Consider the following 26,337-nt stretch of genomic DNA (forward strand, 5'->3'; position numbering starts at 1 on the left):
AAAACTAATGCAATGAATAAAGGAAAAAAACTGAATAAGAAAGAATTGAAAACCATTACTGGCGGATCATTCTCTTGCATAGACGAAAAAGGCCGATGCAAAATAACAGGAACAGGATGTGCTGAAAGAGCATGCTGGTATGCTCCTGAACCTCGATTGGATTAACAATACCAGTTTATTTTAAAATAAAGAAATCATGAAAAATCAAAACTTGAACAACGGCAAAAAGCTCAATAAAAAAGAATTAAAAAGCATTACCGGAGGATTACGACAGTGTATAGATCCTATGACTGGCCAATGCAGAATTTTTGGGCTGGGATGCGCTGAACTACAGTGCAGACCTGTGCTAGAACCATAAGCACAAAAACAGGCAATGAAAGGGGCTGTTTATCTATACCCATGCTCCGTTTGAATAACAATAATACGTCCATTTTTTAAATAGAGAAATTATGGAAAATCAAAACCTAAACAACGGCAAAAAGCTGAACAAAAAAGAATTACGATCAATCACTGGCGGACTACTGCAATGTATTGATCCTGCAACAGGTTTCTGCACCACTATTGGCGCAAAATGCTTTGAAAGAAGATGTCAAATCATCATTCATCCGCCATTGGATTAAGCATGAACCTCATGTTTTTTTTTATAATTTGAGCACTTTCATTGTTTTGAAAGTGCTTTTTATTTTCTTTAAACAGTTATTAAACTACAGTAGACATAATAACTTCCATAATCCATTTACCGTCTTTAAATTCTGCGGAATATTCAGTTGAGGAACTACTTCCCCAAGTATCTATATAATATTTATCTGGTTTTTTGCTTTCTTGCTTCAACTTCGATACACCATGGTCTATCACATCAGTCACTCTTGTATAGTAGGTTTGTTTCTCTTTATTTTCAGGTAAAAACAAGACTCTGAGGGAAGGATTAATCTGATGGAAATAATCACAGTCACTTATGAAAACCTCAAATGAATAATGTAAAGTCTTGAAATTTTCAATTCCGGAATATTGAGGTAACAGCATTTCGTATAACTGAGCAAATTTATTATTCTCAGATCGGAACATAGGGTTCAGATCATTAAAATCTTCAATTCCATCACCATCCGTATCCCTACTATTTTCATTCAATCCAAAACTTTTTTCGAAAATATCATTATACCCATCCTTGTCCGAATCTTTAAACAAATCCTTCAAGTTAATTTTAAATAACTTACCATCCTCTATCGCAGAATAATCATGATAGACTGGCAAGCCACCGACCTCGACAAACTTTACAAGACTGCCCTCCAGCTGAAGAAATCCATCTTTGATCATTGGCTGCTCCTGAATTTTATTGATATAATAATGACTAAAGCTTAGCCCTAAAAAATAAGCAGAAGGCTTATTATCCTGAATTTTCAATAACCAATACCCTAAATTATTACGACCTAAAGCATATGTTGTATTTCCTACTTCCTGTCGGCCGGAAAACCCAAACTCATCCTGAAATTTTTCTTTGAATATTTTAAATTCTTCTTCATGAGCTTTCCATTTCTTCTCCAATTCTTCATCACTCATTAAAAATTGATTGGATTCTATACTGTCTTTTTTAAAATTCCTGTATTTAGTAAGATTTACAATTTCAAGATAATCTGGTTGATGTTTAAGAATCTGTTCTACAGAATAAGGCTTTTCTTCTTTATACTCATTATTGATTTTATCTTTAGGATTGATAAAACAATGGTCTTCAACAGACTTTGAACATGAAAAAAGAGAGATAAAAATCGTACAGTATAAAATTCTCATGGTTTAAGTTTGTCTACTGAATGCAAAAAACGCTCCCAAACAATTATGGAAGCGTTTTTTTATAAAACTAACTTTAATATTTTTCTTATACGTTGAATCTAAAGTGCATGATGTCACCATCCTGTACAATATATTCTTTACCTTCTACAGAAAGTTTTCCGGCTTCTTTTACTTTTACTTCTGAACCGTACGTCATATAATCATTATACTTGATTACTTCTGCACGAATGAATCCTTTTTCAAAGTCTGTGTGGATTACTCCAGCTGCCTGAGGAGCCGTCCATCCTTGTCCGATAGTCCAGGCTCTTACTTCTTTAACTCCCGCAGTGAAATACGTCTGAAGTTTTAAAAGATCATAAGCTTTTCTAATCAAACGGTTTACTCCCGGTTCTGTAAGTCCCAGTTCTTCAAGGAAAATTTCTCTTTCTTCGAAAGTTTCAAGTTCATTGATGTCTGCTTCAATCTGAGCAGCTAAAACTACAACTTCAGCGCCTTCATTTTTAGCCATTTCTTCAATCTTTCCAATCCAGTCGTTTCCGTTTTTAATAGAGTTTTCATCTACGTTACAAACGTAAAGTACCGGTTTGTTCGTTAGAAGCTGAACTTCACCAATAACTGATTTTGCAAAGTCATCCATTGCAAATTCTCTTGCATTTTTTCCATCTTCAAGGAACTTTTGTAAGTTCTGAAGCGTTTCATAAGTAAGAAGATCTTCTTTCTTACCGGATTTGATGAATTTTTTAGCTTTTTCAACTGCTTTTCCTACTGTTTCAAGGTCTTTCAATTGAAGTTCGATATCAATAATTTCTTTATCTCTTAACGGATCTACTGAACCTTCTACGTGAATGATATTTCCGTTATCAAAACATCTTAAAACGTGGATGATTGCTTCACACTCACGGATATTTGCAAGGAACTGGTTCCCCAATCCTTCTCCTTTGCTGGCACCTTTTACAAGACCTGCAATATCAACGATCTCAACTACAGCTGGTAAAACTCTCTCAGGCTTTACGATTTTCTCCAGTTCAAATAATCTCTGATCCGGTACTGAAACTGTTCCCAGGTTCGGTTCAATAGTACAGAAAGGATAGTTCGCTGATTGAGCTTTTGCGTTGCTCAGACAGTTAAAAAGTGTTGATTTACCTACATTCGGTAGGCCTACAATTCCACATTTCATATTGTAAAATTCAAAGTTTAAGGTTTAGGGTTTGAAAGTTCAATGGGTAAGGTTTGAAGTTTTTATCATTTCTGGCCTTAGTATTGATTACTGAACTTTCAGCGTGCAAAGATAGTGAATTTTAAGGGAGTTTCATAATAAAAAAATCTGCCAGCATTCTGACAGATTTTCAAACAGTTTTTACTTTACCGATAATTTTTACGGATTATTTCCTGTGGCGTTCTGAGCCAATGGTACATCGTTCGGTGCTTCCTGTAAAGTTTTATCTAAAGTAAATAAAGACTCGTCTGTAGCTCTATCACCGCCTGCAATTTTTAATTTATCAATCAGGTTCTGAGCTAATGTTTCTTCTTCAATCTGTTCCTGTACAAACCACTGCATAAAATTCCATGTGGCCCAGTCTTTTTCCGCCATGGAAAGATCTACGATTTTGTAAATAGCGGTTGTGTTGTCTACTTCATGTTTGAAAACACCTTCAAAACAAGCTGTCAATGTTTTAGGATCAGCCGGAGGCTTCGGAATAGCATCTACTTTAGGTTTTCCACCTCTGTTTAAAATGTATTCCATGAATTTGATCGAATGGTTTCTTTCTTCCTGAGCGTGTCGATAAAGAAAATTGGCTATACCCTGATAACCTTTGTCATCGGCCCAAATTCCATACGATAGAAAAACGTGTGATGCATGAATCTCCTTATTCATCTGATCACTAAGTGCTTTTTCCACATTTGCGGAAAGTCTGTTAGTATTCATAATGTTATATTTTGGTGATTATGAGGTTATTCATGCAAAAATGATTCCGCGAAAGTTTTTATTTTTCTTAAAAAAGGATAAATTTCAATCATATTACATTGATTTTCTTTATTTTAAATTAATAATTTATAGTTATTCTAAAATAAAATGATAGGCTGATTTGGGAAAAATGTTAGCCCTTTATTTATTTAACATGAGTCCGGATTAAGGAAACCGGAATTAAAGGCTGGACGAAGGAAGAAGAAGGTTGGAAGCTACTTTTGGTTATAATAACTCCATTCATCCTATCATTAGATTTCCTTTAAAAAGAGAAAAGAGCTATGAAACTCTTGATTTTATTAATGGTGTTAGATATGCATCAGAGTGTGTTTAGATTCTTACTAAATGACAAAGTGTGGATAGATTTAGTGTTAGGCTCAATGCGATATAATCCATTTCAAGAACACTAATAATTTAATATAAAAGGGTTCAACTTTACGTTAAACCCTTTTATATTTATTAAAACTTTAATGGCTTTATAATACCATCCTCAGTTTTTGTTTATTTGATTTTTTTAGCCATATAATCACTTTCGTTTCCTAGTCTGTCGATCGCTTTAATGGCTACTCCATTCAGTTTTTTACCATTTTTGAATTTAGGAATATCTTTGAAAAGTGTATCTAATGGTAAGATTTCTGTTTGCCATACTCCGTCATACTGAGTAAAAAGCACCCACTGGAAAACTTCTGATGCATTTTTTGCACTCCATCTTGTCTGTGCAAAACTCCCATTATCATTAATAAATAATGTTGGTGCCTGCAATGGAACTGTTTTAATCCAAGGTGATTTAGGGACTAATGCTTTTTCGCTGTATGGACCATTTTTCAGCGTCGGAAGCATTCCCGGATTTTTAGTTAATCCCGCAATGCTCCAGTGAATTTCACCTGCATCATTCTTTAATATTTGTCTGGAAATCTCAATTTGGTTCTTGATTTCTGTTGGACGATCATAAGTTTTAATCTCAACCGTATTCAAACCTGGCCATAAGTGACGTTTCATTGTATTTTCTGACTGCCACCAGTTTAACAAGGCTTCGAAGCTCTGCCCTTTTGAATCGATGGGCCAATACAACTGTGGGGAAAAATAGTCTACCCAACCTTTATTTAACCATAATTTAGCATCTGCATATAGCTCATCAAATTGTGAAGATCCTACAATCCCTGCCGGATATCCCGGTTTCCAGATTCCAAATGGGCTGATTCCAAATCTTACATTATTTTTTTCTGCATGAATCTCTTTATAGATTCGCTCTACAAATTTATTGACGTTATCTCTTCTCCAGTCTTCTCTTGATAAGGTTCCTCCACTTTTTTGATAAGCGCTCCATGTTGTATAATCCGGGAAATCTGCTCCTTTGTTGTAAGTAGCGTATGGATAGAAATAATCATCAAAATGAATAGCATCAATATCATATCTTTTCACAATATCCTTTACTACGTTGGATACATGATCCTGTGTTTTCGGGTTAGCCGGATCAAACCAATACATCCCGTTTTTTAATCTCACTACAAGGTCAGACATTCTGTTGGCCATAGACATCCTATTCACCGTACCACCGTTCGTATGATGAGCACGATAAGGATTTAACCAAACATGTAATTCCAATCCTCTTTTGTGAGCTTCTTCGATCCAGAATAACAATGGATCATAGCTTGGATAAGGAGCCGTCCCTGTTTCTCCGGTCAAGAAGTAAGACCAAGGTTCAATATTACTTGTATATAAAGCATCTGCAGAAGGTCTTATCTGAAAAATAGCGGCATTGAAGTTATTATCTTTCAGCATATCCAGCATACTGATGGCTTCAGCTTTCTGCTGCTCTACAGTAAGGTTGTTTTTTGACGGCCAGTTGATATTGGCAACGCTGGCAATCCATGCGCCACGAAACTCTCTTTTGATTTCAGGAAGAGTGGTTCTGAACGTTTCTTCCGTTGAAGTTCCTGTTGTAGGCTTTACTGCCACAGGAGGTTTTGGCTGGGTTGTAGTATTGCCGGTATTAGGTTTTGTTGTATTTTTAGCAGGAGGAGTCTTCGTAACATTGTTCTGAGTAGAACATGAGGTGCTGTAAGACGCAAGAACTCCCAATAAAACGATAAGTTTTAGTTTACTCATTTTCATAGCCGTAAAACTACTTTAAATTATATTTTAATATTTCGGATATTCTTTTGAAAAAATAAACAATTTTTCCGATTATTTAGAAAAAAAGCCTCGAAAAATTCGAGGCTTTTCTATATGATATTGATTTGTAAATCAGGATTTATTAAGCTTTCGCTGATCTTTCAACTCTTTTTCTTTCTTCTTCTGAAAGGATTTTCTTTCTCATTCTGATGAAGTTTGGAGTTACCTCAATAGCTTCATCAGCCTGGATGTATTCCATACATTCTTCAAGAGAGAATAAGATTTTCGGAGCAACACCGGTATCTTTATCTTTACCAGAAGCTCTCATGTTGTTCAACTGCTTTGCTTCTACGATATTTACTACCAAGTCTCCAGGTTTGTTTTGTTCTCCAATAATCATCCCTGTGTAGATTTCTTCACCCGGATCAACAAAGAACTTACCTCTATCCTGTAATTTAGCAATAGAATATTCTGTAGCAGGACCTGTAGTTTTGCTAATCAATACTCCATTATTTCTTCCAGGAATAGCTCCTTTGAAAGGCTTGTATTCTGTGAAACGGTGTGCCATAATAGCTTCACCTGCAGTAGCTGTCAACATTTGAGAACGTAATCCGATCAAACCTCTTGAAGGAATTTCGAATTCCATGTGCTGCATTTCACCTTTAGTTTCCATAATGTGAAGGTCACCTTTTCTCTGAGTTGCTAAGTCGATAACTCTTGATGCATACTCTTCAGGAACATCAACTACTAAAGATTCGTAAGGCTCACAGCTTACTCCGTCAATTTCTCTTAGGATAACCTGTGGCTGCCCGATTGTCATTTCATACCCTTCTCTTCTCATAGTTTCAATTAAAACGGATAAGTGAAGAATACCTCTACCGAATACTAAGAAAGTGTTTGCATCATCAGTCTGTTGAACTCTTAATGCTAAGTTTTTCTCTAATTCTTTTGTTAATCTTTCTTTCAGGTGGTTAGAAGTAACATATTTACCGTCTTTACCGAAGAAAGGTGAATTGTTGATAGAGAACGTCATGTTCAATGTAGGCTCATCAATAGCTGTTCTTTCCAATGGCTCAGGGTTCTCAAGATCTACGAAAGAATCACCGATCTGGAATGCATCGAAACCTACTACAGCACAGATATCTCCTGCTTGTACTTCAGTTACTTTTTTCTTTCCTAATCCTTCGAAAACATAAAGTTCTTTAACTTTACCTTTCAAAACTTTACCATCTGCCTGTGCAAGACCAATCCATTGAGATTCTTTGATCTCCCCTCTTGTTACTTTTCCGATTGCAATTCTTCCTAAGAATGAAGAGAAATCAAGAGAAGTAATCTGCATCTGAAGATTTCCTTCAGTTACTTTAGGCTCAGGAACATATTGTAAAATACCATCTAATAATGGTAAGATATCTTCAGTTTGCTCTAATGAAGTGTTGAACCAACCTTGCTTAGAAGAACCATAGAATGTTGGGAAGTCTAATTGCTCCTCAGTTGCTTCAAGGTTGAAGAATAAATCAAATACCTGATCGTGAACTTCGTCCGGACGACAGTTTGGTTTATCTACTTTATTGATAACCACTAATGGTCTCAATCCTAATTCTAAAGCTTTCTGAAGTACGAATCTTGTTTGTGGCATTGGTCCTTCGAACGCATCCACTAACAGGATAACTCCGTCAGCCATTTTTAATACTCTCTCTACTTCTCCACCGAAATCCGCGTGACCAGGAGTATCAATTACGTTAATTTTAGTGTCTTTATAAGTAACAGAAATATTCTTGGATAAGATGGTAATCCCTCTTTCTCTTTCAAGGTCATTGTTATCCATAATTAATTCTCCACTCTCCTGATTTTCTCTGAAAATATTGGTTGCGTGGATGATTTTGTCAACCAAAGTCGTCTTCCCGTGGTCAACGTGTGCGATAATCGCAATATTTCTAATGTTTTGCATATAGGATTTTTACGAGTGCAAAAATAGTGATTTTTAATGAAAAACAATTCTATTAAATAAATAATTAATATTCTGTTTAAAATACACGTTTACAGAGGCATAAAAAAAGAGTGTTCTAAAACACTCTTGAGCTGCTATATACATAAAGACGTTTCACATGGATCTACGGCAGGTGCGCTTCCACATATAATGTCCATATCATTGCAATTACTGGAGAACCCGGTAGGCCATCCCCATCTCACTGCACAAGTATCCGGATCCTTACATCTTACCATTCCTTTTGCAATTCCACCTGTAAGCATTTTCATTTCGCTTCTTCCCATTTTTTTTAGATTTTTCATAGTTATATTGTTTTTGATTGTTGAATGATAAATATAAGAAAAAACCGGATTCAAAAATATTTTATAAAAAATTAAATATTCTAAATCAATGCCTTATCAATCGATATAACAATACAACATCAATTAAAACGATGATGAAAAATTTAACCAGGAAAGATTTTTTAGAGACTTTATGATTAAAGATGATCATTCCCGAAGCTGCTCCTATAATACCTAATAATGAAAGGCCTAAAAGAACATTCTCGGAAATTCGCCATTGATGTCTTTTAGCCTGTAGTTTATCAAATCCGAAAACTCCGAAGGTAATAAGGTTGGCAATGAGTAGAAAAGGAATCATTTTAAAATTAATTTGCTGCAAAAATAAAGTTTAATTTATAGATGAGAAAGATCCATAATGAATGTCTTACGCTTTACAAGATATTTATAATATTTATCAGAATAAGATTTTTTAAATTTGCCATCCATAATAAATGAATCGATGACAGTACATGATTTGGCAGGAACCTATTCTATAAAGGGAAGTAATCAGGAAGAATCTGACCAGGCTTCTTATCAAGGTACATTAGTTTTATCAGTTGATGAAAATGCCCGCATTATTGCCCAGTGGATCATTGGCGATCATATACAGAACGGTACAGGATTTTATAAAGACCGTATCTTAGTGCTTAACTTTAACTATGAAGGTGATGACCACAAAATTTATAAAGGTGTTGCCGTATACCGTTGTCTGAGCCAAGATATATTAGACGGATTCTGGTCTGAAAAACATGGTAACCCTCTGTATTTGGGAAGTGAATATTGTGTACGCATTCAGAATTCATGGATTTTTAATTGATTGCAATAAGCAATAATAAGAATAAGACCAGAAGGTAGGTAATCTTAACAATCATCCATTGAATAAACAAAGAGCTGCCTTGATGAAGACAGCTCTTGATTTATAGAAAGTTTATTACCTTATTTTTTTGCTTTTACATCAATAGCAATTTCGATGTCTTTGCTAATCATCCATTCTGCAGGATCTGCTTCAGAAGTTCCGAATTTGATTCCCCAGTCTGTTCTGTTTACTGTGAATTTAGCCTGAATAGCCGCAGTGTTATCTGCTACATCTACTTTAGCAGGGAAAGTCACATTCATGGTTTTCCCCATTAATGTAAGGTTTCCGCTTACTGTTTTGTTTGCTCCTGCTACAGCATCTTTTGGTGCTTCTTTTAGGTCTGCTACACTTGTAATTTTGAAATCTGAAGTCGGGTTTTTCTCTACATCAAAGAAGTCAGGGTTTTTAAGGTGAGCTTCAAGATCTGCTGGTTTTTTATCTTTTTCAGTTACTGATGCAGGATCAACTTTAATAGAAGTCATATCGATATTGAAGTTTCCAGCTACCACTTGTCCACCTTCAATACTTAAATCTCCTGACTTTACATTAAGAGTTCCCCAACGTGGAGCAAAACCTCCTTTGTGGAAAGCTTTCCAGTTTACTACAGAAGTTGTAGCATCTACTGCCAATACTTCACCTTTACTTTCAGCAACTGCCTGCTCAGTAGCTACTGATGTGTCTGTTTTTTCTTTATTGGTACATGATGCTGCCATCAATCCTACTGCTACTAATGCAATTACGCTAATTTTTTTCATATTATTGAACTGTTTAAAAAGTTTATTGTTTTCGGATACAAAAATAGAAAAACCTTATGGGTCTTCCCTTACCATACATCAAGAAATGTAATTTTTCCTACCAACGTTAGGGATTATACCATCGTATAAATAAACGGGAACTGAAACAATTTATTTCCTTATTATATTTTACCCAACATCGCTTCTATCATAAATTTACATCTATCTTTCACGAAATTTATGTAATTTTTTATTTTAAATCCAAAAATAGAGAATAATTTATATATTTATTACTTAACAATTTAAAACTATACTATGAAAAATTTAAAGAAAATTTCGAGAGATCAGTTAAAACAAGTGAAAGGAGGTGCTGGTTATTGCAAACCCGGATATAAGTATATCTGTTATGATATTGGCATATGTGATCCGTCATTAGGAGAATATTGCTCTTGTGAATGTGTTCCTTATACATAAAAAACGGGTCCCTTAATGAGAGGGATTTTTTCTTGCTTTATATTTTTGTTGGGAGGTATTTTTAATTATTATCTTCGTGATGAGTCACAGCTTTGGGAGATAAAATTCATCAATACTTTGTGTTGTGAATTGCTTTCAAAAATTATTATCTTCGTGATTAGTCACAGCAGAATTTTTTAGTTTCATTTTTAAAGACAAGGTTGTGAATTGCTTTCAAAAATTATTATCTTCGTGATTAGTCACAGCCAAATTACTTACCCAAACTTTATATTTCTCGTTGTGAATTGCTTTCAAAAATTATTATCTTCGTGATTAGTCACAGCAAGACAATTGAAATTGTTTTTCATTAATAAGTTGTGAATTGCTTTCAAAAATTATTATCTTCGTGATTAGTCACAGCTGGCAAGGTCGACAAGAAAGTGGTCCGCCAGTTGTGAATTGCTTTCAAAAATTATTATCTTCGTGATTAGTCACAGCTTACTCAGGATATTATATCAGGGACTTTCGGTTGTGAATTGCTTTCAAAAATTATTATCTTCGTGATTAGTCACAGCATGAGGGAGATGCTGGAGCAAATTTATTTAGTTGTGAATTGCTTTCAAAAATTATTATCTTCGTGATTAGTCACAGCCTTGTTGACATCTTTCAATAAATTCGTGCTGTTGTGAATTGCTTTCAAAAATTATTATCTTCGTGATTAGTCACAGCCTGTTATAAAATTTACTGATTTAACTAATAGTTGTGAATTGCTTTCAAAAATTATTATCTTCGTGATTAGTCACAGCGACATTACATATTACCTCCATTTGTTACAGGTTGTGAATTGCTTTCAAAAATTATTATCTTCGTGATTAGTCACAGCAAAAAGCATCACATCCCTGCGTTCTTGCAAGTTGTGAATTGCTTTCAAAAATTATTATCTTCGTGATTAGTCACAGCAGGAGAAATTAAAGACTCACAAAGATTATTGTTGTGAATTGCTTTCAAAAATTATTATCTTCGTGATTAGTCACAGCAATCAGGAGAAAATTATGCAGAAAACCTTTGTTGTGAATTGCTTTCAAAAATTATTATCTTCGTGATTAGTCACAGCAACTTTCAAAATATTGGTTACACCGAAACTGTTGTGAATTGCTTTCAAAAATTATTATCTTCGTGATTAGTCACAGCACAACCTGAGCATAGCCCATCATCCCATTAGTTGTGAATTGCTTTCAAAAATTATTATCTTCGTGATTAGTCACAGCCACTAAGAATGGAAAAAATATTGACTTTGGGTTGTGAATTGCTTTCAAAAATTATTATCTTCGTGATTAGTCACAGCGATACCAGGAAAGAAAACCGCTGCAAAAGTGTTGTGAATTGCTTTCAAAAATTATTATCTTCGTGATTAGTCACAGCTTCTGGATGCTTAAGTGTCAATCAGATCCTGTTGTGAATTGCTTTCAAAAATTATTATCTTCGTGATTAGTCACAGCGAATATGGACCGGAAGTTGAAAACGAGCCTGTTGTGAATTGCTTTCAAAAATTATTATCTTCGTGATTAGTCACAGCAATTAACAAATAGGGCTACGATTAAATTGCGTTGTGAATTGCTTTCAAAAATTATTATCTTCGTGATTAGTCACAGCAATAACTGCATTGATATAATGGTGACAAGTGTTGTGAATTGCTTTCAAAAATTATTATCTTCGTGATTAGTCACAGCTTTTTGAAGAATATGATAAAATTAGATATAGTTGTGAATTGCTTTCAAAAATTATTATCTTCGTGATTAGTCACAGCGGTTGAATTGAAATTTTTTATCGGCATCGTGTTGTGAATTGCTTTCAAAAATTATTATCTTCGTGATTAGTCACAGCCTTTAAAAATATCAGATCACGATTTTTTTGTTGTGAATTGCTTTCAAAAATTATTATCTTCGTGATTAGTCACAGCAAAAACAAAGGAAATGCATAGCTTTGAAGTGTTGTGAATTGCTTTCAAAAATTATTATCTTCGTGATTAGTCACAGCGAGTTAGGAGATTGGAGAGTATAACAATTAGTTGTGAATTGCTTTCAAAAATTATTATCTTCGTGATTAGTCACAGCAGAGGATAAATTTTATTTGCTTCCATATGCGTTGTGAATTGCTTTCAAAAATTATTATCTTCGTGATTAGTCACAGCTCAACACTGATCGTTATATCCGTTTCAAAGGTTGTGAATTGCTTTCAAAAATTATTATCTTCGTGATTAGTCACAGCTGAAGTTAGCAAGTTAAAGTATGAGCAAGCGTTGTGAATTGCTTTCAAAAATTATTATCTTCGTGATTAGTCACAGCATTCAATGATAAAGATACACTTCCAAATTTGTTGTGAATTGCTTTCAAAAATTATTATCTTCGTGATTAGTCACAGCGTACAATGGAAAATGTGCTTATTGTGGCTGGTTGTGAATTGCTTTCAAAAATTATTATCTTCGTGATTAGTCACAGCTTTAACAGTTTGCATTATTAGAATTTTGCAGTTGTGAATTGCTTTCAAAAATTATTATCTTCGTGATTAGTCACAGCCCAATTGGATTATATGATGTATACCCATTTGTTGTGAATTGCTTTCAAAAATTATTATCTTCGTGATTAGTCACAGCGTGTTTTTGATAATTGTCAACATTCCGTTAGTTGTGAATTGCTTTCAAAAATTATTATCTTCGTGATTAGTCACAGCTCCTATGGGGGAATGTACAACCCCAAAAGAGTTGTGAATTGCTTTCAAAAATTATTATCTTCGTGATTAGTCACAGCTCCTATGGGGGAATGTACAACCCCAAAAGAGTTGTGAATTGCTTTCAAAAATTATTATCTTCGTGATTAGTCACAGCTAAGCCTGTGCTTACCTCCTAGGCGGGACAGTTGTGAATTGCTTTCAAAAATTATTATCTTCGTGATTAGTCACAGCCATGTAATAGATACTACCGTCGGTGATAACGTTGTGAATTGCTTTCAAAAATTATTATCTTCGTGATTAGTCACAGCCTCAAAAAACAATCTACTGATTTTCAGTAGATTGTTTTTGTTTTTAGGATTTAAAAATTAGAATAATTCAAGCTGTTGAAAGGTTGGAGGCGGCTCTTCTTTATTTCTGGCAAAGAATATTTCAATATCTCCAAACTGCTTGTCGGTGATGCACATAATAGCAACTTTCCCTGCTTTTGGAAGCATCAACTTCACTCTTTTAATATGAACCTCAGCATTTTCCCGGCTTGGGCAATGCCTTACATACATTGAAAACTGAAATAATGTAAAACCATCATCAAGCAAAGATTTACGAAAGCGATTGGCATCTTTCATATTGGCTTTCGTCTCTGTCGGTAAATCATATAATACTAAAACCCACATAATCCGGTAAGCATTAAACCTTTCGGCATTCATATCAGTTCAGGATAAGAGATCAGACGTTTTTCTCCTGTATAACATTTATACAATGAGGTGGCAGTTGTTTTTACTGCAACCAATAAGGGTCTGGTCTTATCGTCTATTTTTACATCTTTGGTCACAATCTGTAAAATGAAAGCTTTAAATTCTTTCGTTAGTTCTTCAGTCTCTGAATTGATTCCAAGCCATTGCATTACTAATAAATCGACAAAAGGGCGATAAGGTTCCATCAGGTCATCAGCCAGACAGTAAGGGTTGTATTTATTCTTATGAAAAATTCCGAGAACGGGAAGTAATCCGGTCTCAACAATTGCTCTTGCGACAATGCTTCTGAGAACCGAATACCCAAAATTGAAAAACTGATTGGGCGAATCTCCAAAACGCTGTCTCAGAAAATCCAAACTAATGAGATACTTCCAGTAATGCTGTGCTGCAATGCCTTCCATATTGGTGACATCACCACTTTTCACATTATTCTGATAATCAATCATCGGCTCATAATAATTCCCTAACCGCTTTAAAACTTCTTTTTGGTTTTCAATTTTACATTCGACGGTTTGTTTCCAAAGTTGCTTTTTGAGGGGTTCGCTGGCTTCTAATTGATCTTTAATCCGGTCGGAATGTTCAGTATGCCCATACAACGGAAGCATAATTCCGTGAGGTAAATGATGACCGTCGCAACTCACCACAACCACATTATTTCCCATCATTTTCTGAATTAATTGATGAGAAATAGTAATCTGGAAATGGTCCAACATCAGCAATCCCAAATCTTCCACCGGAACTTTGCCTTTCATTTCTTTAGTGGAAGGTTCTAAAATATACATTTGCTCATCTTTGAGTTTAAGATAAGCCGGATTGCCGATGTAGATGGAACGAGTGATCATAATCCAAAATATTTAATATTCTCCGATTTGAACTATTTTCCCAAGATGATTCAATCTCACTTTCAAAATGTTTTCAATCCCATTTAAGCCTTCTCTTTTCCAGGTAATTCCTTTTAATGGAGAGCTATCTTCAACATTTGTTTCTAAATGATGCCTAAAAAAATAGTCTTTAATTGTAAATTTCTGCACTCTAAACAAATTCTTAGAAATTAAGTTTACATTCTTTTCATCAAATAAATCCATTTCTTTTGGATTGAAATCTTCTGATGGAAATAAAAACATTTCATTCTGTTTCATCGTAAATAAAAACTTCCAGCCTGATTCAGAATTATATTCCTTATCAATTATAGGTAAATTTTGATTTACTCTTTCTACGGCTTCATAAAAGCTCACCACTTTCTCCTGTAGATTGCCATTTTCATCTTCATAAATTGCAACGTGATGATTATTTCCTGTACTCACAAAATCAACGGCTATTCTTTTACCGTTTTCATCTAAAAAATCTTTCCCCAAATGGTCTTTCTTATAATGTAGAGCTTCAGCATTATTAATTCCTGTAATGGTAACGGCTTTTATTGAAATACCTTTAGATTTATTGAGCCAGATCGGATTCTTGTCCAAATCAGAAAAGGCTTCTTTAGAATTTCCGTTAAATTCTTTCAACCTTTTAGTTAGAATGTCACGAATTCCTTTATCAATAGTCTTTTCAATATTCTTGAAATCTTTAAAATTATCTGGATTAACAGCTTTTCTGATGGTATAACCCATTTCATACCAAGCTAAAGTTACTGTTTCAGGTAATTGTTCCGTTTTTTCATTATTAAGAAATATTGGATTTTTAGAAATGACATTTTTCCCTGTAAATGCTTTTTTGGAATCTCCGCCAAACTCCTGTAACCTTTTCAATAGAGCATTTCTGTATCTTTCATTCTGAACTTTCTGAATAGTTTCTACATCGAATTTTCCTGATATCTTTTCTTCTTTTGTTTTAAGAAATTTTGAACTTCCATAAATCGTTTCTTTATGCAGTTGTCCCCTCGGAGTAAGTTCTGTTTTTGCAATTACACTTCCCTTTTTCTTAATTTTATTGATATTTTTGGTAACTACTTTATTTTTAACCTTATGAGAAATTAATATTTCGTCCAAATGTTTTCTGGCCTCTGCTCTAAGATTTTTAACAGGCTCTTTAAATCGTCTTTCCTTTGAACCGTTTTTCTTATCAATGATCTCAGTAATTAAATTTTCAATAGCAAAAATATTTTGATGTTCTTTATGCTTTTCATCTTTTCTAGCGTTTAAGTAGTTCAAATACTGAATATGATTATGGGTGGTAAAAGCAACTGTTAAAGCATCCATTGCATGGTGACGGTGGTCGTTTCTTTTTGTCCAGTCTATAATTCTCTGCTTCTCCTCTCCTTTTGAATTGATAACCGTTTCTGTAAGACCTAATTTTCTGTATTTTTCTAAATTAAGCTCCTTCATTGTGTTTATAAGATTCCAATCCTCACGAAGCTTATCCGTTATTCTTCCTGAAGTTGTAACTACAGAATTAGTGATTCCAAAAAGGATTTCTTTCGATTTTTTCGCAATATATTGTGTGTTTCGCAAATCTCTTTCAATAAAACCGTCTCCTATCTCAAAGTCTTTTTTCTGAAGTTTTTCATATTTTGCTTTTGTAATTGCTCCTTTGTCATACAGGTCCTTTATGATATTGAGGAATTTCTCTAATTTTTCCTTTCCTTCAATCTCAAGATAATCGAAAGCCGTAAAATTTCCTTTTTTTAGATTAGCATTTCTTGGAACTAGAACTTTATTGGAAAAACTGTCATCAAAAAATCGGGATTGGGGTATGATGTGGTCGATGTCGTATTTATCGGTAAATAAATTTTCTCTTTCAATTTTCGCATCTGTGTATAAATCTTTAAAGCCGTTATTTGCCAATTCTAAGTATAATTTATAGCGAATGATATCATTCCTGGATGGAGCTTTAAGGCCAAACTCCCGTTGTAAAACCTCTGCATATTTCTGATGCTGTATGGTGGCTTTGTTAATTTCAGAAGTCATTGTAGCACGTTCTTCCGCATTAAGTTTGAGTTCTCTTGCAAGCTCTATTCTGATTTCATCAAATTTGAAATATTTAACAATCTGTCCATCTTTATCTTTCTCACTATACTCATCAATTAAGCAGTTTACAAGATTGATCATTTGATTCAAAATCTTTTCAACTACAGGATTTCGTAAAGAATTTTTTGGAAGAATATCCAAACGTTCTTTCAAAATTCGGTTCTCTAATTGCTCTTTGGTCAATGAATTTTTAGAATGATTGTAACCTGCATAACTACAAGCTACGCTGTATTTATGCTCTTTAATGTAAGGATAAATCTTTCGCATCGCCTTAGAACTCAAGCTTCCATAATCCTGAGAAAAACCAATTTCAGCTAATATCTTGGAATTCTCCTTTTTGAATCCAAATTTATTCTCCAACAATTCATACAATTTTTCATTTCCTGAAGAAGAATCATCACCTTCATAAGAATATAGTAAATGCCATAGTTGATAAGAAGCTTGTTTTTCAAAATCACTCCCTTCCAACTCCGGATTAAAATCCAGAATAGAAGTATCAATTCCCAATTCTGAAAACTTTTCTCTAACAAATAATTTTATAATTTCCGCAGAAGCATTTATTTTAGAAACTTTAATTTCGTCATCAATGGTTATTTTAAATTCTTTCGGGAATTCTATTTCTTTACTGGCAATAATCTTTAGAAAAGCAGTATATAAATTTTCATTGGTATAATTTCCTTCAATCTCTTTGAAATTAGTTTTCCATTCTTTTCCTGAATATCCAACAAGATCTAAAACATCTTTCGCAGAAAGCTTTCCTTTAATATTTACCTCATCAAAAATGGATTGTTTAAAATCTAAATCTATTGGGAAGACTTCTTTTGTTTCTATATTTTGAAACTGTAAATTATTCAGAACCTGCCAGATCTTAAATTCCTGAAACAAGGGCGAAGATTTCGGAGCCACTTTTAGCCCGACGGTCTTCTTTTTTGTTTTTCCATTTTCTGTAATCTCAATTTCTCTGTTTTCAAACTCACAGATACTGATTAAACCTTTCTGTGATTTTAGCTTCCTTTGATAGAAAATAGTAATATCCCGAATTTCTTCCTTTAATTCCTTCGTTAATTCTTTATGATATTTCGATTGAGTTTCCCATATTTTCTCAAATTCATCTAAATAATCCTGTCTGTAGAAAACCTGATTTTTAAGCTTTGTATGCGGATTCGTTTTCAACTGCTGAAATAAATATTCTCCAACCGTTTGATTATAAAAATAAAGCTCCTTACTTCGATCACTGATTGCTCCCAAATAACCGCTCGAATTATTCAGGTTGCTATTGATCTCCTGAAATACAACAGCCAGACTTTCAAAATCCAATTGTTTTTTCACCGCTTCGCTTCTCCAAAAGTATTTTTCAACTTTCTTCTCCTGCATCGTTCCGGTTTGCTTGATGCCTACAAGAGAAAATGGAAATTCTAATTCTTTCCAGGTTGCATTTCTATTCTTACCTTGAAGTTTTTCATAAAGTTCATTGGTGAAAATTTCAGGATTAAATTGTTTCTGAAAATCCCAAATCTTATCAAATTCTGCCTGTAAATCTGAACGGTAAAAATCAGGCAGTTGTTTTTTGCCCTGTTGTAAAAGTTGATATGAATATTCTCCGGGTGTTAAATTCTCTTCAAACAATTTTTTGGCAACAGCCATTCCGTCTACAATCTGTCCATCCTCATCATTTTTAGCTTTACGGCTGCTTTTATACCCTCTTTTTTTATTGATTAAAAGTAAAACTCTGGCAAACTCTGAAAGTTCTATTTTTTCTTTTGCTGACTTTGCCCTTAATTCCTGAGTTTGAAAGGTTGAGTTTTTTCCAACTTCCGCAAGCAGGTCTGTTTCTTTGAGAATATTATTTTTCTTTAAAACATCCATAAGATTGGATCTTCTTAACTTAAACCTTTGAAGGTTTCTTCTTGCACTTCTGGCTAAAGTTCTTCCCGCATTGGTGGTAATTGGTTTTCCCTTTTCAAAATTCAACTGTTCATCAACAGTTAATGGATTTACACGAACACCTAATTTGATAATTCTATTGTTTTCAGAATTTTTAGAATCTTCCTGAACATAAGCCCAGCCAATTGATGAAACCCCTAAATCCAGTCCAAGTATATTTCTAATCATAAGTATCAGTTTTTTTAAAGTAAATAAAAATAGGAAGAAAAAATTTATCGAAATTATGGTTTTCCGTAAACCATCCAAAGAATTTTTCTCTTATATTTGTATCAATAATTTTGAAAGCAATTCACAATAAGGATTATTCCGTTGTGAAAACATTCAAGGCGGGGCAACTCGCCTTTTTTCGTTTTAAAACCCTATTTTAGCTTTCCGAAAACAGAACAATGACGACCGTAGAATTTATACAGAAGCAGCTCGATATTTCTGAAAAGAGCATCAACAATACTTTACAATTATTAGCAGAAGACTGCACCATTCCTTTTATTTCCCGTTACAGGAAAGATAAAACCGGAAATCTGGATGAAATCCAAATTGAACAAATTGCCAAGATCAGTAAGCAGTTTGAAGAGATTGTAAAGAGAAAGGAATCTATTTTAAAGTCCATAGAAGAACAGGGGGCTTTGACTTCTGAACTGAAACAAAGAATTGAAGAAAGCTTTGATCTTCAGGAGCTGGAGGATTTATACCTGCCTTTTAAGAAACGTAAAAAGACCAAAGCAGATGCTGCTAAGGAAAAAGGACTGGAGCCTTTAGCCAAGATCATTATGAGCCAAAGGAACGATGATGTTCAGTTTTTAGCTTCAAAATATCTGAATAATGAGGTTCCTTCTGAGGAAGATGCACTGCAGGGAGCCAGAGATATCATGGCAGAATGGATCAATGAAAATATGTATGTCCGCAAGAATCTGCGTCGTTTGTTCCAACGTAAGGCTGTTGTTACTTCTAAAGTGGTGAAGGCTAAAAAAGAGGAAGAAGATGCTCAGAAGTTCTCGCAATATTTCGAATGGGAAGAAAACCTCAGCAGAACCCCTTCTCACAGACTTTTGGCTATGCTGAGAGCAGAAGCAGAAGGTTTTGTGAAAACCAATGTGGGAATTGATAAGGAAGAGGCCATCGATTTTATTGAAAAAGCCATCATTAAATCTAATAATGAAAGTTCTGAACAGATTGCTTTAGCGATCAAAGACAGCTATAAAAGACTTTTGGAACCTGCTATTTCTAACGAAGCCCTTCAGGAAGCTAAAGAAAAAGCAGATAAAAAAGCGATTGAAATTTTCTCTGAGAATTTAAGTCAACTCCTTTTAGCTCCGCCATTGGGAGAGAAAAGAATTCTGGCTATCGATCCGGGTTACAGAAGTGGCTGTAAAGTAGTTTGTCTGGATGAAAAGGGAGATCTTCTTCATAATGAAACCCTCTACCCTCACGCTCCACAGAATGAATCCGGTATGGCGATGAAAAAGATCCGTTCTATGGTGAACGCTTACCATATTGAAGCGATTTCCATCGGAAACGGAACGGCAAGCCGTGAAACTGAATTTTTCATCAAGAAAATTGCTTTTGATAAGCCTTTACAGGTTTTTGTGGTTTCCGAAGCCGGGGCCTCTGTGTATTCTGCCAGCAAAATTGCAAGAGATGAATTCCCAACCTACGATGTAACAGTTCGCGGTGCAGTTTCTATTGGAAGGAGACTTTCTGATCCGTTGGCTGAACTGGTAAAAATTGATCCTAAATCTATTGGTGTTGGACAATATCAGCATGATGTGGACCAGACTCAATTAAAAAATGAACTGGATTCTACGGTGATGAAGTGTGTAAACTCTGTAGGAATCAATTTAAATACAGCTAGTAAATCATTACTAAGCTACGTTTCCGGAATTGGAGAGAAAATGGCTGAAAATATTGTGAATTACCGAGCCGAAAACGGAGCTTTTGAAGACAGAAAACAACTTAAAAAGGTTCCAAGACTTGGAGAAAAAGCTTTTCAGCAGGCAGCAGCATTTGTAAGAATTGCCAATTCAAAAAATCCGCTGGATAACTCTGCTGTTCATCCTGAAGCATATGGGATTGTAGAAAAAATGGCTAAAGATCTGGGTATTAAAACCAATGAACTGATAGCCAACAAAGAAAAGATTGCGCTGATAAAGCCTGAAAATTATATTACCGGAGACATCGGAATTCTTGGAATCAAAGATATTGTAAAGGAGCTTGAAAAACCAGGGCTGGATCCAAGAAAAGCAGCTAAGGTATTTGAATTCGATCCTAGTGTAAAAAGTATTAAAGATTTAAAAACAGGCATGATTCTTCCGGGAATCGTTAACAATATAACAGCTTTCGGTTGTTTTGTTGATCTTGGAATTAAAGAAAGCGGACTGGTTCACATTTCCCAGCTGAAGGATGGATTTGTATCGGATGTGAATGAAGTGGTGAAACTGCATCAGCATGTGAGAGTAAAGGTAACGGAAGTGGATGAGGCAAGAAAAAGAGTGCAATTGAGCATGATTTTATAAGGATATTTTTTTCCATTAAGAGGTTTTGAAAGTATTAAGCCGAGCTTCGCTTTAAGGTATTTTGCTAATAAAAACCCTTGTTTTCTTTCTTAATAGAACTTAACATCTAAACTTACCTTAATGGTTAAATAATTGCTTGATAAAATTTTAAAAAATCATTATTCATCAATTAAACAAGAAACACTTTGAAATATAAGAATTTAATTTTCGATCTGGATGGAACCTTATGGGATTCCAGAGCAACCATCATCAAAATATGGAATGATGTTTTAAATAAGCGTCAATTGATACAACAGGAACTGAAGCCTGATGATATGAATCAATATATGGGTTTACTAGCCCATGATATTCTAAAGGATATGCTTCCCGGTATTTCGAACCAACAGATTCAGGAACTTCTTTCAGAGGTTGTAGCCCGGGAAAATGAGGTATTGGGAATACAAGGCGGTATTCTTTACCCTGGTGTTGAAGAAACGTTGAAAAACCTTTCCAACACCCACAATCTTTTCATTGTAAGCAATTGTCAGGAGGGATATATTGAATCTTTTTTAGCACATTATCAATTGGAGACTCTCTTTGCAGATTTTGAATCTCATGGGCGAACTCAAAAACCTAAAGTAGAAAATATACAGCTCCTTATGGAAAGAAATGGTCTATCTATCGACAATTCTGTATACGTTGGGGACACACAGACAGATTATGATTCTGCCGCTTCCAACAGTTTACCGTTTATTTTCTGTGAATACGGCTTTGGAAAACTGGCTCATCAGCATGAAGCCCAGATTTCAGTATTCTCTGATTTAAAAAAGCATATTTAAATAAAATCCGGCTTACAAAGCTGTAAGCCGGACTTATTTTCATCTTTCACAATAAAAATTCTAATCGCGGTAGAAATTTTATCATTTATAATCTTTAGAACTTCTTTTAGGTTCTCTTACTTCCGGCCATTGTACCGGATTTCCTTTATCGTCTTTAGGCATTACCCTTTTTTCTCTGTTCGTAAATTCAGGATCTTCAGAAGCCATATACGCTAATGCTGCTGTTAAGATCACATTGTTCTTCACCTCATCAAAAACGATTTTATCATACGTATCTTTTGTGGTATGCCAAGTATAACCGAAATAGCCCCAGTTCAATGAACCTAATGAAAATCCAGGAACTCCTGCTGCTACAAATGAAGCATGGTCTGATCCGCCACCGCCTGGCATTCCAGGGAAATCTGTCTTGATATGGCTTCTTACCGCTTTCGGAACCCCATCCAGCCATTTTCCAATATAGTCATATGCTTTTACAAAACCCTGACCACTGATATTGACAACACGTCCGGTTCCGTTATCCTGATTGAATGCAGCTTGCGTTCCTTTAATAATCTGAGGGTTATCTGCTACAAAACCTCTTGAACCATTCAATCCCTGCTCTTCACTTCCCCAAAGCCCAATCACAATTGTTCTTTTATTATTGGGATAGTATTTTTTAAGAATTCTCATGGTTTCAAGCATTGTAAGCGTTCCTGTTCCGTTGTCTGTAGCTCCCTGAGCACCATCCCATGAGTCCAGGTGAGCGGAAAGAATGACATACTCATCCGGTTTTTCTTTCCCCTTAATCATACCGATCGTATTAAAGCTTTTTGCTTCAGGAAGTACCTTAGACTGAGCATCAATCTTAATTTTAGGCTGAGCGCCTTTCTCTGCCATTCTGTAAAGCATACCGTAATCTTCCACATCAATGTCTATCATTGGAATTTTAGATGTTTTTGCTCCGAAGATTCTGTTTGCTCCCATAATTCCAGTCCAATTTGAAATGGCAATTCCAGCTGCTCCTGCATTTTCAAGCGCTTCAGGAAGGGTATTATTATCATATCCAATATTCTTTACATACGCTGTAAAGTCTTTGGCTGCGTGATCTTTTTCTGCTTTAAGTTTTTCATACAGTTCCGGGGTTGCAAACTCCTTGATCTGTTCATCAGAACGCCCTATCTTCTGGTATTGAGCCATCAGTACAATTTTTCCTTTTACAGAAGGAAGCCATTTGTCAAATTCTGCTTTAGATGATACTTTTGGCAGAACAACCACCTCAGCTTCAACAGCCTTTTTGGTAGAAGGGCTCCAGGCCAGTTGAGTGGCTGACAAAGATTTTACTCTTGGGAATACCATATCTACGTGGGTAGTTCCTCTCTGCCATCCTTTCCAGGTTCCGAACTGTTGAAGGTTGGCATCAATTCCCCATGAACGAAGCTTTTCAGCACTCCACTCATTAGCAGCAAGCATTTCCGGAGTTCCCACAAGACGTGGTCCTATTCCGTCCAGAAGTTCATAAGCCATCCCTTCAAGCTGGGAATTGTTGTTTACTTCATCTACAAAACTTTTTACGATTGGGTTAAGGTTCTCTTTCGGGTCTACCTTTACCTGAGCCCATGAAAATTGGGCAGCCAACATTACAGCCGATACTGCAAAAAATCTATTTATCCTCATAATGTATATTGATTGCATTAAAGATAAAAGAAATTGCGGAGATGATAAAGGAATTAAAGTAAAAAAGTCTTTAGACATCAGCATTTACATCCATTTTTGAAAAAAAATAAAATGATTACCATAATCTATTAATTTACCAATATGATATTCTTCATCTTTTTTTGATCAAAAATCCGGTAACTTTTTGTTGATAAAAGTCTGCTCTTCTGTGGTAAGTAAAATTGTATTATTTTTATTTTCCTTTACGGAGATATTATCCCAGATATCCTTATCAAAAGTTACTCTAGGAGTTAACTCTTTTTCATCTGATTTCTTAAATGTGTTATAAATAAGCTCTCTGCTGATTTTCCTCTCATGTTTAACTCCTTTATAGTAAGCAACATATTTATTGGCTTCAATCCTGCTCATAGCAGGAACGTATACTCCTCCGTTTTTGTAAAAATCAAAAGCAAGAATTGCATTTCCTAACTGATAATCAAACTCTTCACCACCTCCGGTTCTTCTTTTAACGATTGGGTGCTGATCCTGCAAATAATGAATTTCAAAGTAAGTAATGACCTTATCAGCCTTATTATATTTCAATTCTCCCTTCATCTCAATTCCTAATCCTGACTTAATACTAAATGTGATTAGCTGCTCATTGCCCTGCTCGAAAAATATCCATCCTGAATATTTTGATGCCTTATTTTTTATATGAGACAACGTTCTCTTCAACTCAAAATTAAAGAAATAATTTCCCATATATTCCTCAGAGAATTTCTTTATTCCTTTTACAAAAATGCTATCTGACTTTAGATCTTTAAAATATTTCACATTATTCAGCTGCATTTGGAGGTTGCTATCAAAAGATTTGTTAGGGCTATAAAAATTAGTCTTGCTCCATAACTTTGTTTCGGCAATAACTAGAAAATGGATTTGGTTATTATCACTCCTTTTTTCTTTATAAGTAACATCATAAAGGGAAGGTTCACTATAATATCTTTTTTTGTAATTCTCGGCAACATCTTCAAAGATTTCTTTCAAATCTACTTTTTTCAGTTTTACTTCATCAATTTTTTTATATCCTCTTTTCAGCTTTACCGGAGAATAAAATTCCCGGATTGTTGTCTTTTGAAATCCCGACGCTGAAATTTCAAAGTTGACCGAACTTTGATCTACGGGCGCAAACCCTTCTTCATTAGTATACACAATCTGGTGGTATAGGAGAATTCTTGCGCTAGGAATTGGTTTTCCATTTTCAGAATCTACTACCTGCAGTTTTTGCGCTGAAAAGAAATTAAAAAACAGAATAAACAGCCAATAGAAATGTTTCATCATATTTCGAGTAATTGATATTCCTAAAATACAAACTATAAGGATGACAAACACCCTGGAAGGGAAAATTTAATATTTGAAATAAAAAATAAAATCGATAGAGATGGGTTTATTTCAGGCTTTTCATTTTTTAATCGAAGCCTTTTATTTTTTGAGAAATTGTGTGCATCATGAGTAACCGGATGCGATACGGGCATAAAAAAACCGGCTACAAAAGCCGGCTAAAGGTTGAATTACTTCTTAGATTCTTCTACAGAAACTTTTCTGAAATCCTTGAACAATTTGCTTAATTCTAAAGCTGATTTACGAGCTCTTGTACCAGCTGCTTTGTTTCCTTTTTCCGCTTGTTGGTTTGCCTCAGTTGTAAACGCTTCAAATTCTGCGTTGATTTTTTCAATTAGTTCTTTCATTATATTTAAAAATTTAGGCTGCAAATATAGGTTTTATGGTGATTCCAGCCTAGTAGCAGAGAAAAAAGTTTGGGCAAAATGACTGAAATTTTAACATATTTCTACCCTTGAACCGATTTTTATCGATTTTCAGCCTGTGATTTTCCTAAAAATCCTCCTGAAATCCTTCATGGATCAAATTTCACCTAGTTCTTCCACATACATTTTCCTTCCTAATTTCTATTGTATTGGCAACAAGTTCTGAAAGTTTTAAAATTTCTATTTCAAAACGAGCCATAAGCCGCCATTAATTCTTAGATTTTTATACTAAATTTTGAAAAACGACTTAACCCATGTTCAAAAAAATATTTTTTTGGTACTTATATTACCATTCATGGCTCATTCTCAAAATAAAATCAGCTATAAAGTATATTATGATGAAAACCTTGCAAAGAATGGCTTAAAAGTACAGATAGATTATACATTGAAAAAGGCATCGGATACTTTATCTTTTTATTATGTCAATGAAAATTGGGGTGAGAATGACCTTTTTAAAAATCTTATTCTTTTATAGGAAGAAAACCCTGATATTAAGTTCGAAATCAAGCCTGAAAATAACCAAGTAAGGCTTCATCAGAAAAAAGGAACTCAATTTTCTTTGTTTTACCATATCAAACAAGATTTCACTGATCCTAATTATAAAATCTTCAACCGACCAAGAATTAACAACACCTTTTTTCATGTTTTAGGCAAGAGTCTTTTCATGGTTCCGTTCTCTTTTACAAAAATGCCGGATGAGTTTTTTCTTGAGTTTGTTCAGAAGTATCTGGATCAGGACATCTCCTATTCATTCCAAAAACATATTCTCAATGGTGAAGATATTGATCTTCCTAAAGAGAAATGGACAGACGGTTTTTCTTTCCAAATTACTGATGGAATTCCGCAATTGGAAATGGAAAATAGTAAATATCTGATTGAATAAATTGGGGATAAATTACCTCATTAGCAACCTTCCGGAAATAGAAAATACAAAGCCCTCCAGCTA

The 26,337-nt window shown here is 34.6% G+C and carries 23 protein-coding genes and 1 CRISPR repeat array; of the genes, 9 read left to right on the forward strand and 14 right to left on the reverse strand.

Annotated features, from left to right (window positions below; genetic code table 11):
- The first annotated feature begins 12 nt into the window (after window positions 1-12).
- The 3 genes from CHSO_RS25645 (at window position 13) to CHSO_RS25655 (ending at window position 620) form a co-directional block, all read left to right on the forward strand.
- Entirely contained in the window at window positions 13-165 is a 153-nt protein-coding gene (locus CHSO_RS25645) for a bacteriocin (RefSeq protein WP_144428934.1), read from the forward strand.
- Between the two features lie 31 nt (window positions 166-196).
- Window positions 197-358 carry a bacteriocin gene (locus tag CHSO_RS25650; protein WP_144428935.1) on the forward strand — a complete coding sequence of 54 codons (162 nt, stop codon included), beginning with the start codon at window positions 197-199 and terminating at the stop codon, window positions 356-358.
- Between the two features lie 91 nt (window positions 359-449).
- On the forward strand, window positions 450-620 hold the full coding sequence (locus CHSO_RS25655; RefSeq protein ID WP_144428936.1) for a bacteriocin: 171 nt from the start codon (window positions 450-452) through the stop codon (window positions 618-620).
- A gap of 79 nt (window positions 621-699) precedes the next feature.
- On the opposite strand, the gene CHSO_RS15570 is transcribed toward CHSO_RS25655, so the two are convergent.
- From CHSO_RS15570 to CHSO_RS15600, 7 genes are all read right to left on the reverse strand, one after another.
- Window positions 700-1,785 carry a hypothetical protein gene (locus CHSO_RS15570; protein ID WP_045497844.1) on the reverse strand — a complete coding sequence of 362 codons (1,086 nt, stop codon included), beginning with the start codon at window positions 1,783-1,785 and terminating at the stop codon, window positions 700-702.
- 85 nt (window positions 1,786-1,870) lie between these two features.
- A complete protein-coding gene (ychF, locus tag CHSO_RS15575) occupies window positions 1,871-2,962 on the reverse strand; it encodes a redox-regulated ATPase YchF (protein WP_045497847.1) in 1,092 nt (363 codons plus the stop codon).
- Between the two features lie 198 nt (window positions 2,963-3,160).
- Window positions 3,161-3,712: a ferritin gene (locus CHSO_RS15580; RefSeq protein WP_045497849.1), complete on the reverse strand. Its 552-nt coding sequence runs from the start codon at window positions 3,710-3,712 to the stop codon at window positions 3,161-3,163.
- 540 nt (window positions 3,713-4,252) lie between these two features.
- Window positions 4,253-5,866: a glycoside hydrolase family 10 protein gene (locus CHSO_RS15585; RefSeq protein WP_045497852.1), complete on the reverse strand. Its 1,614-nt coding sequence runs from the start codon at window positions 5,864-5,866 to the stop codon at window positions 4,253-4,255.
- A gap of 142 nt (window positions 5,867-6,008) precedes the next feature.
- On the reverse strand, window positions 6,009-7,814 hold the full coding sequence (gene typA / locus CHSO_RS15590) for a translational GTPase TypA (protein ID WP_045497863.1): 1,806 nt from the start codon (window positions 7,812-7,814) through the stop codon (window positions 6,009-6,011).
- Between the two features lie 134 nt (window positions 7,815-7,948).
- Window positions 7,949-8,155: a hypothetical protein gene (locus CHSO_RS15595; RefSeq protein WP_144428937.1), complete on the reverse strand. Its 207-nt coding sequence runs from the start codon at window positions 8,153-8,155 to the stop codon at window positions 7,949-7,951.
- Window positions 8,156-8,240: 85 nt separating this feature from the next.
- Window positions 8,241-8,492 carry a DUF1294 domain-containing protein gene (locus CHSO_RS15600; protein WP_045497869.1) on the reverse strand — a complete coding sequence of 84 codons (252 nt, stop codon included), beginning with the start codon at window positions 8,490-8,492 and terminating at the stop codon, window positions 8,241-8,243.
- 141 nt (window positions 8,493-8,633) lie between these two features.
- Here CHSO_RS15600 and CHSO_RS15605 point away from each other — a divergent pair, with 141 nt between their 5' ends.
- Entirely contained in the window at window positions 8,634-8,990 is a 357-nt protein-coding gene (locus CHSO_RS15605) for a hypothetical protein (RefSeq protein ID WP_045497871.1), read from the forward strand.
- Window positions 8,991-9,109: 119 nt separating this feature from the next.
- Here the strand turns inward: CHSO_RS15605 and CHSO_RS15610 are convergent, their stop codons facing one another.
- The gene (locus CHSO_RS15610) at window positions 9,110-9,784 is read right to left on the reverse strand and encodes a YceI family protein (RefSeq protein WP_045497872.1); all 675 of its coding nucleotides are present in this window, start codon (window positions 9,782-9,784) and stop codon (window positions 9,110-9,112) included.
- A 294-nt stretch (window positions 9,785-10,078) separates the two neighbouring features.
- Between CHSO_RS15610 and CHSO_RS26645 the strand changes: the two genes are divergently transcribed.
- Window positions 10,079-10,237 carry a bacteriocin-like protein gene (locus CHSO_RS26645; RefSeq protein WP_410493359.1) on the forward strand — a complete coding sequence of 53 codons (159 nt, stop codon included), beginning with the start codon at window positions 10,079-10,081 and terminating at the stop codon, window positions 10,235-10,237.
- A gap of 121 nt (window positions 10,238-10,358) precedes the next feature.
- A CRISPR array of direct repeats spans window positions 10,359-13,254; the repeat unit is 47 nt; unit sequence GTTGTGAATTGCTTTCAAAAATTATTATCTTCGTGATTAGTCACAGC.
- A 57-nt stretch (window positions 13,255-13,311) separates the two neighbouring features.
- On the opposite strand, the gene cas2 is transcribed toward CHSO_RS26645, so the two are convergent.
- From cas2 to cas9, 3 genes are read right to left on the reverse strand one after another with little or no spacing between them, the layout of a single operon-like run.
- Window positions 13,312-13,650, reverse strand: a complete 339-nt coding sequence (gene cas2, locus CHSO_RS15615; protein ID WP_045497873.1) for a CRISPR-associated endonuclease Cas2 — start codon at window positions 13,648-13,650, stop codon at window positions 13,312-13,314.
- Window positions 13,647-14,540: a type II CRISPR-associated endonuclease Cas1 gene (gene cas1, locus CHSO_RS15620; protein WP_045497876.1), complete on the reverse strand. Its 894-nt coding sequence runs from the start codon at window positions 14,538-14,540 to the stop codon at window positions 13,647-13,649. The genes cas2 and cas1 overlap by 4 nt, the downstream gene beginning before the upstream one ends.
- 12 nt (window positions 14,541-14,552) lie before the next feature.
- Window positions 14,553-18,773 (reverse strand): type II CRISPR RNA-guided endonuclease Cas9, encoded by a 4,221-nt coding sequence (gene cas9 / locus CHSO_RS15625; protein ID WP_045502672.1) that lies wholly within the window; start codon window positions 18,771-18,773, stop codon window positions 14,553-14,555.
- Between the two features lie 221 nt (window positions 18,774-18,994).
- On the opposite strand from cas9, the gene CHSO_RS15630 reads away from it, so the two are divergent.
- Together CHSO_RS15630 and CHSO_RS15635 are read left to right on the forward strand one after the other, a co-directional pair.
- The gene (locus CHSO_RS15630) at window positions 18,995-21,118 is read left to right on the forward strand and encodes a Tex family protein (RefSeq protein WP_045497879.1); all 2,124 of its coding nucleotides are present in this window, start codon (window positions 18,995-18,997) and stop codon (window positions 21,116-21,118) included.
- A 185-nt stretch (window positions 21,119-21,303) separates the two neighbouring features.
- Window positions 21,304-21,936, forward strand: coding sequence for an HAD family hydrolase (locus CHSO_RS15635; RefSeq protein WP_045497882.1), 633 nt, complete (start codon window positions 21,304-21,306; stop codon window positions 21,934-21,936).
- Between the two features lie 81 nt (window positions 21,937-22,017).
- On the opposite strand, the gene CHSO_RS15640 is transcribed toward CHSO_RS15635, so the two are convergent.
- From CHSO_RS15640 to CHSO_RS15650, 3 genes are all read right to left on the reverse strand, one after another.
- Window positions 22,018-23,589, reverse strand: coding sequence for a M20/M25/M40 family metallo-hydrolase (locus CHSO_RS15640; RefSeq protein WP_045502674.1), 1,572 nt, complete (start codon window positions 23,587-23,589; stop codon window positions 22,018-22,020).
- 165 nt (window positions 23,590-23,754) lie between these two features.
- Window positions 23,755-24,906, reverse strand: a complete 1,152-nt coding sequence (locus tag CHSO_RS15645; protein ID WP_045497885.1) for a hypothetical protein — start codon at window positions 24,904-24,906, stop codon at window positions 23,755-23,757.
- Between the two features lie 230 nt (window positions 24,907-25,136).
- Window positions 25,137-25,313: a histone H1 gene (locus tag CHSO_RS15650; RefSeq protein WP_034684091.1), complete on the reverse strand. Its 177-nt coding sequence runs from the start codon at window positions 25,311-25,313 to the stop codon at window positions 25,137-25,139.
- Window positions 25,314-25,665: 352 nt separating this feature from the next.
- Between CHSO_RS15650 and CHSO_RS15655 the strand changes: the two genes are divergently transcribed.
- Window positions 25,666-25,866, forward strand: coding sequence for a hypothetical protein (locus CHSO_RS15655; RefSeq protein WP_144428938.1), 201 nt, complete (start codon window positions 25,666-25,668; stop codon window positions 25,864-25,866).
- An 84-nt stretch (window positions 25,867-25,950) separates the two neighbouring features.
- On the forward strand, window positions 25,951-26,274 hold the full coding sequence (locus tag CHSO_RS15660; RefSeq protein ID WP_144428939.1) for a hypothetical protein: 324 nt from the start codon (window positions 25,951-25,953) through the stop codon (window positions 26,272-26,274).
- Window positions 26,275-26,337 lie beyond the last annotated feature (63 nt).

It is taken from the genome of Chryseobacterium sp. StRB126 (assembly GCF_000829375.1).
GTDB lineage: Bacteria > Bacteroidota > Bacteroidia > Flavobacteriales > Weeksellaceae > Chryseobacterium.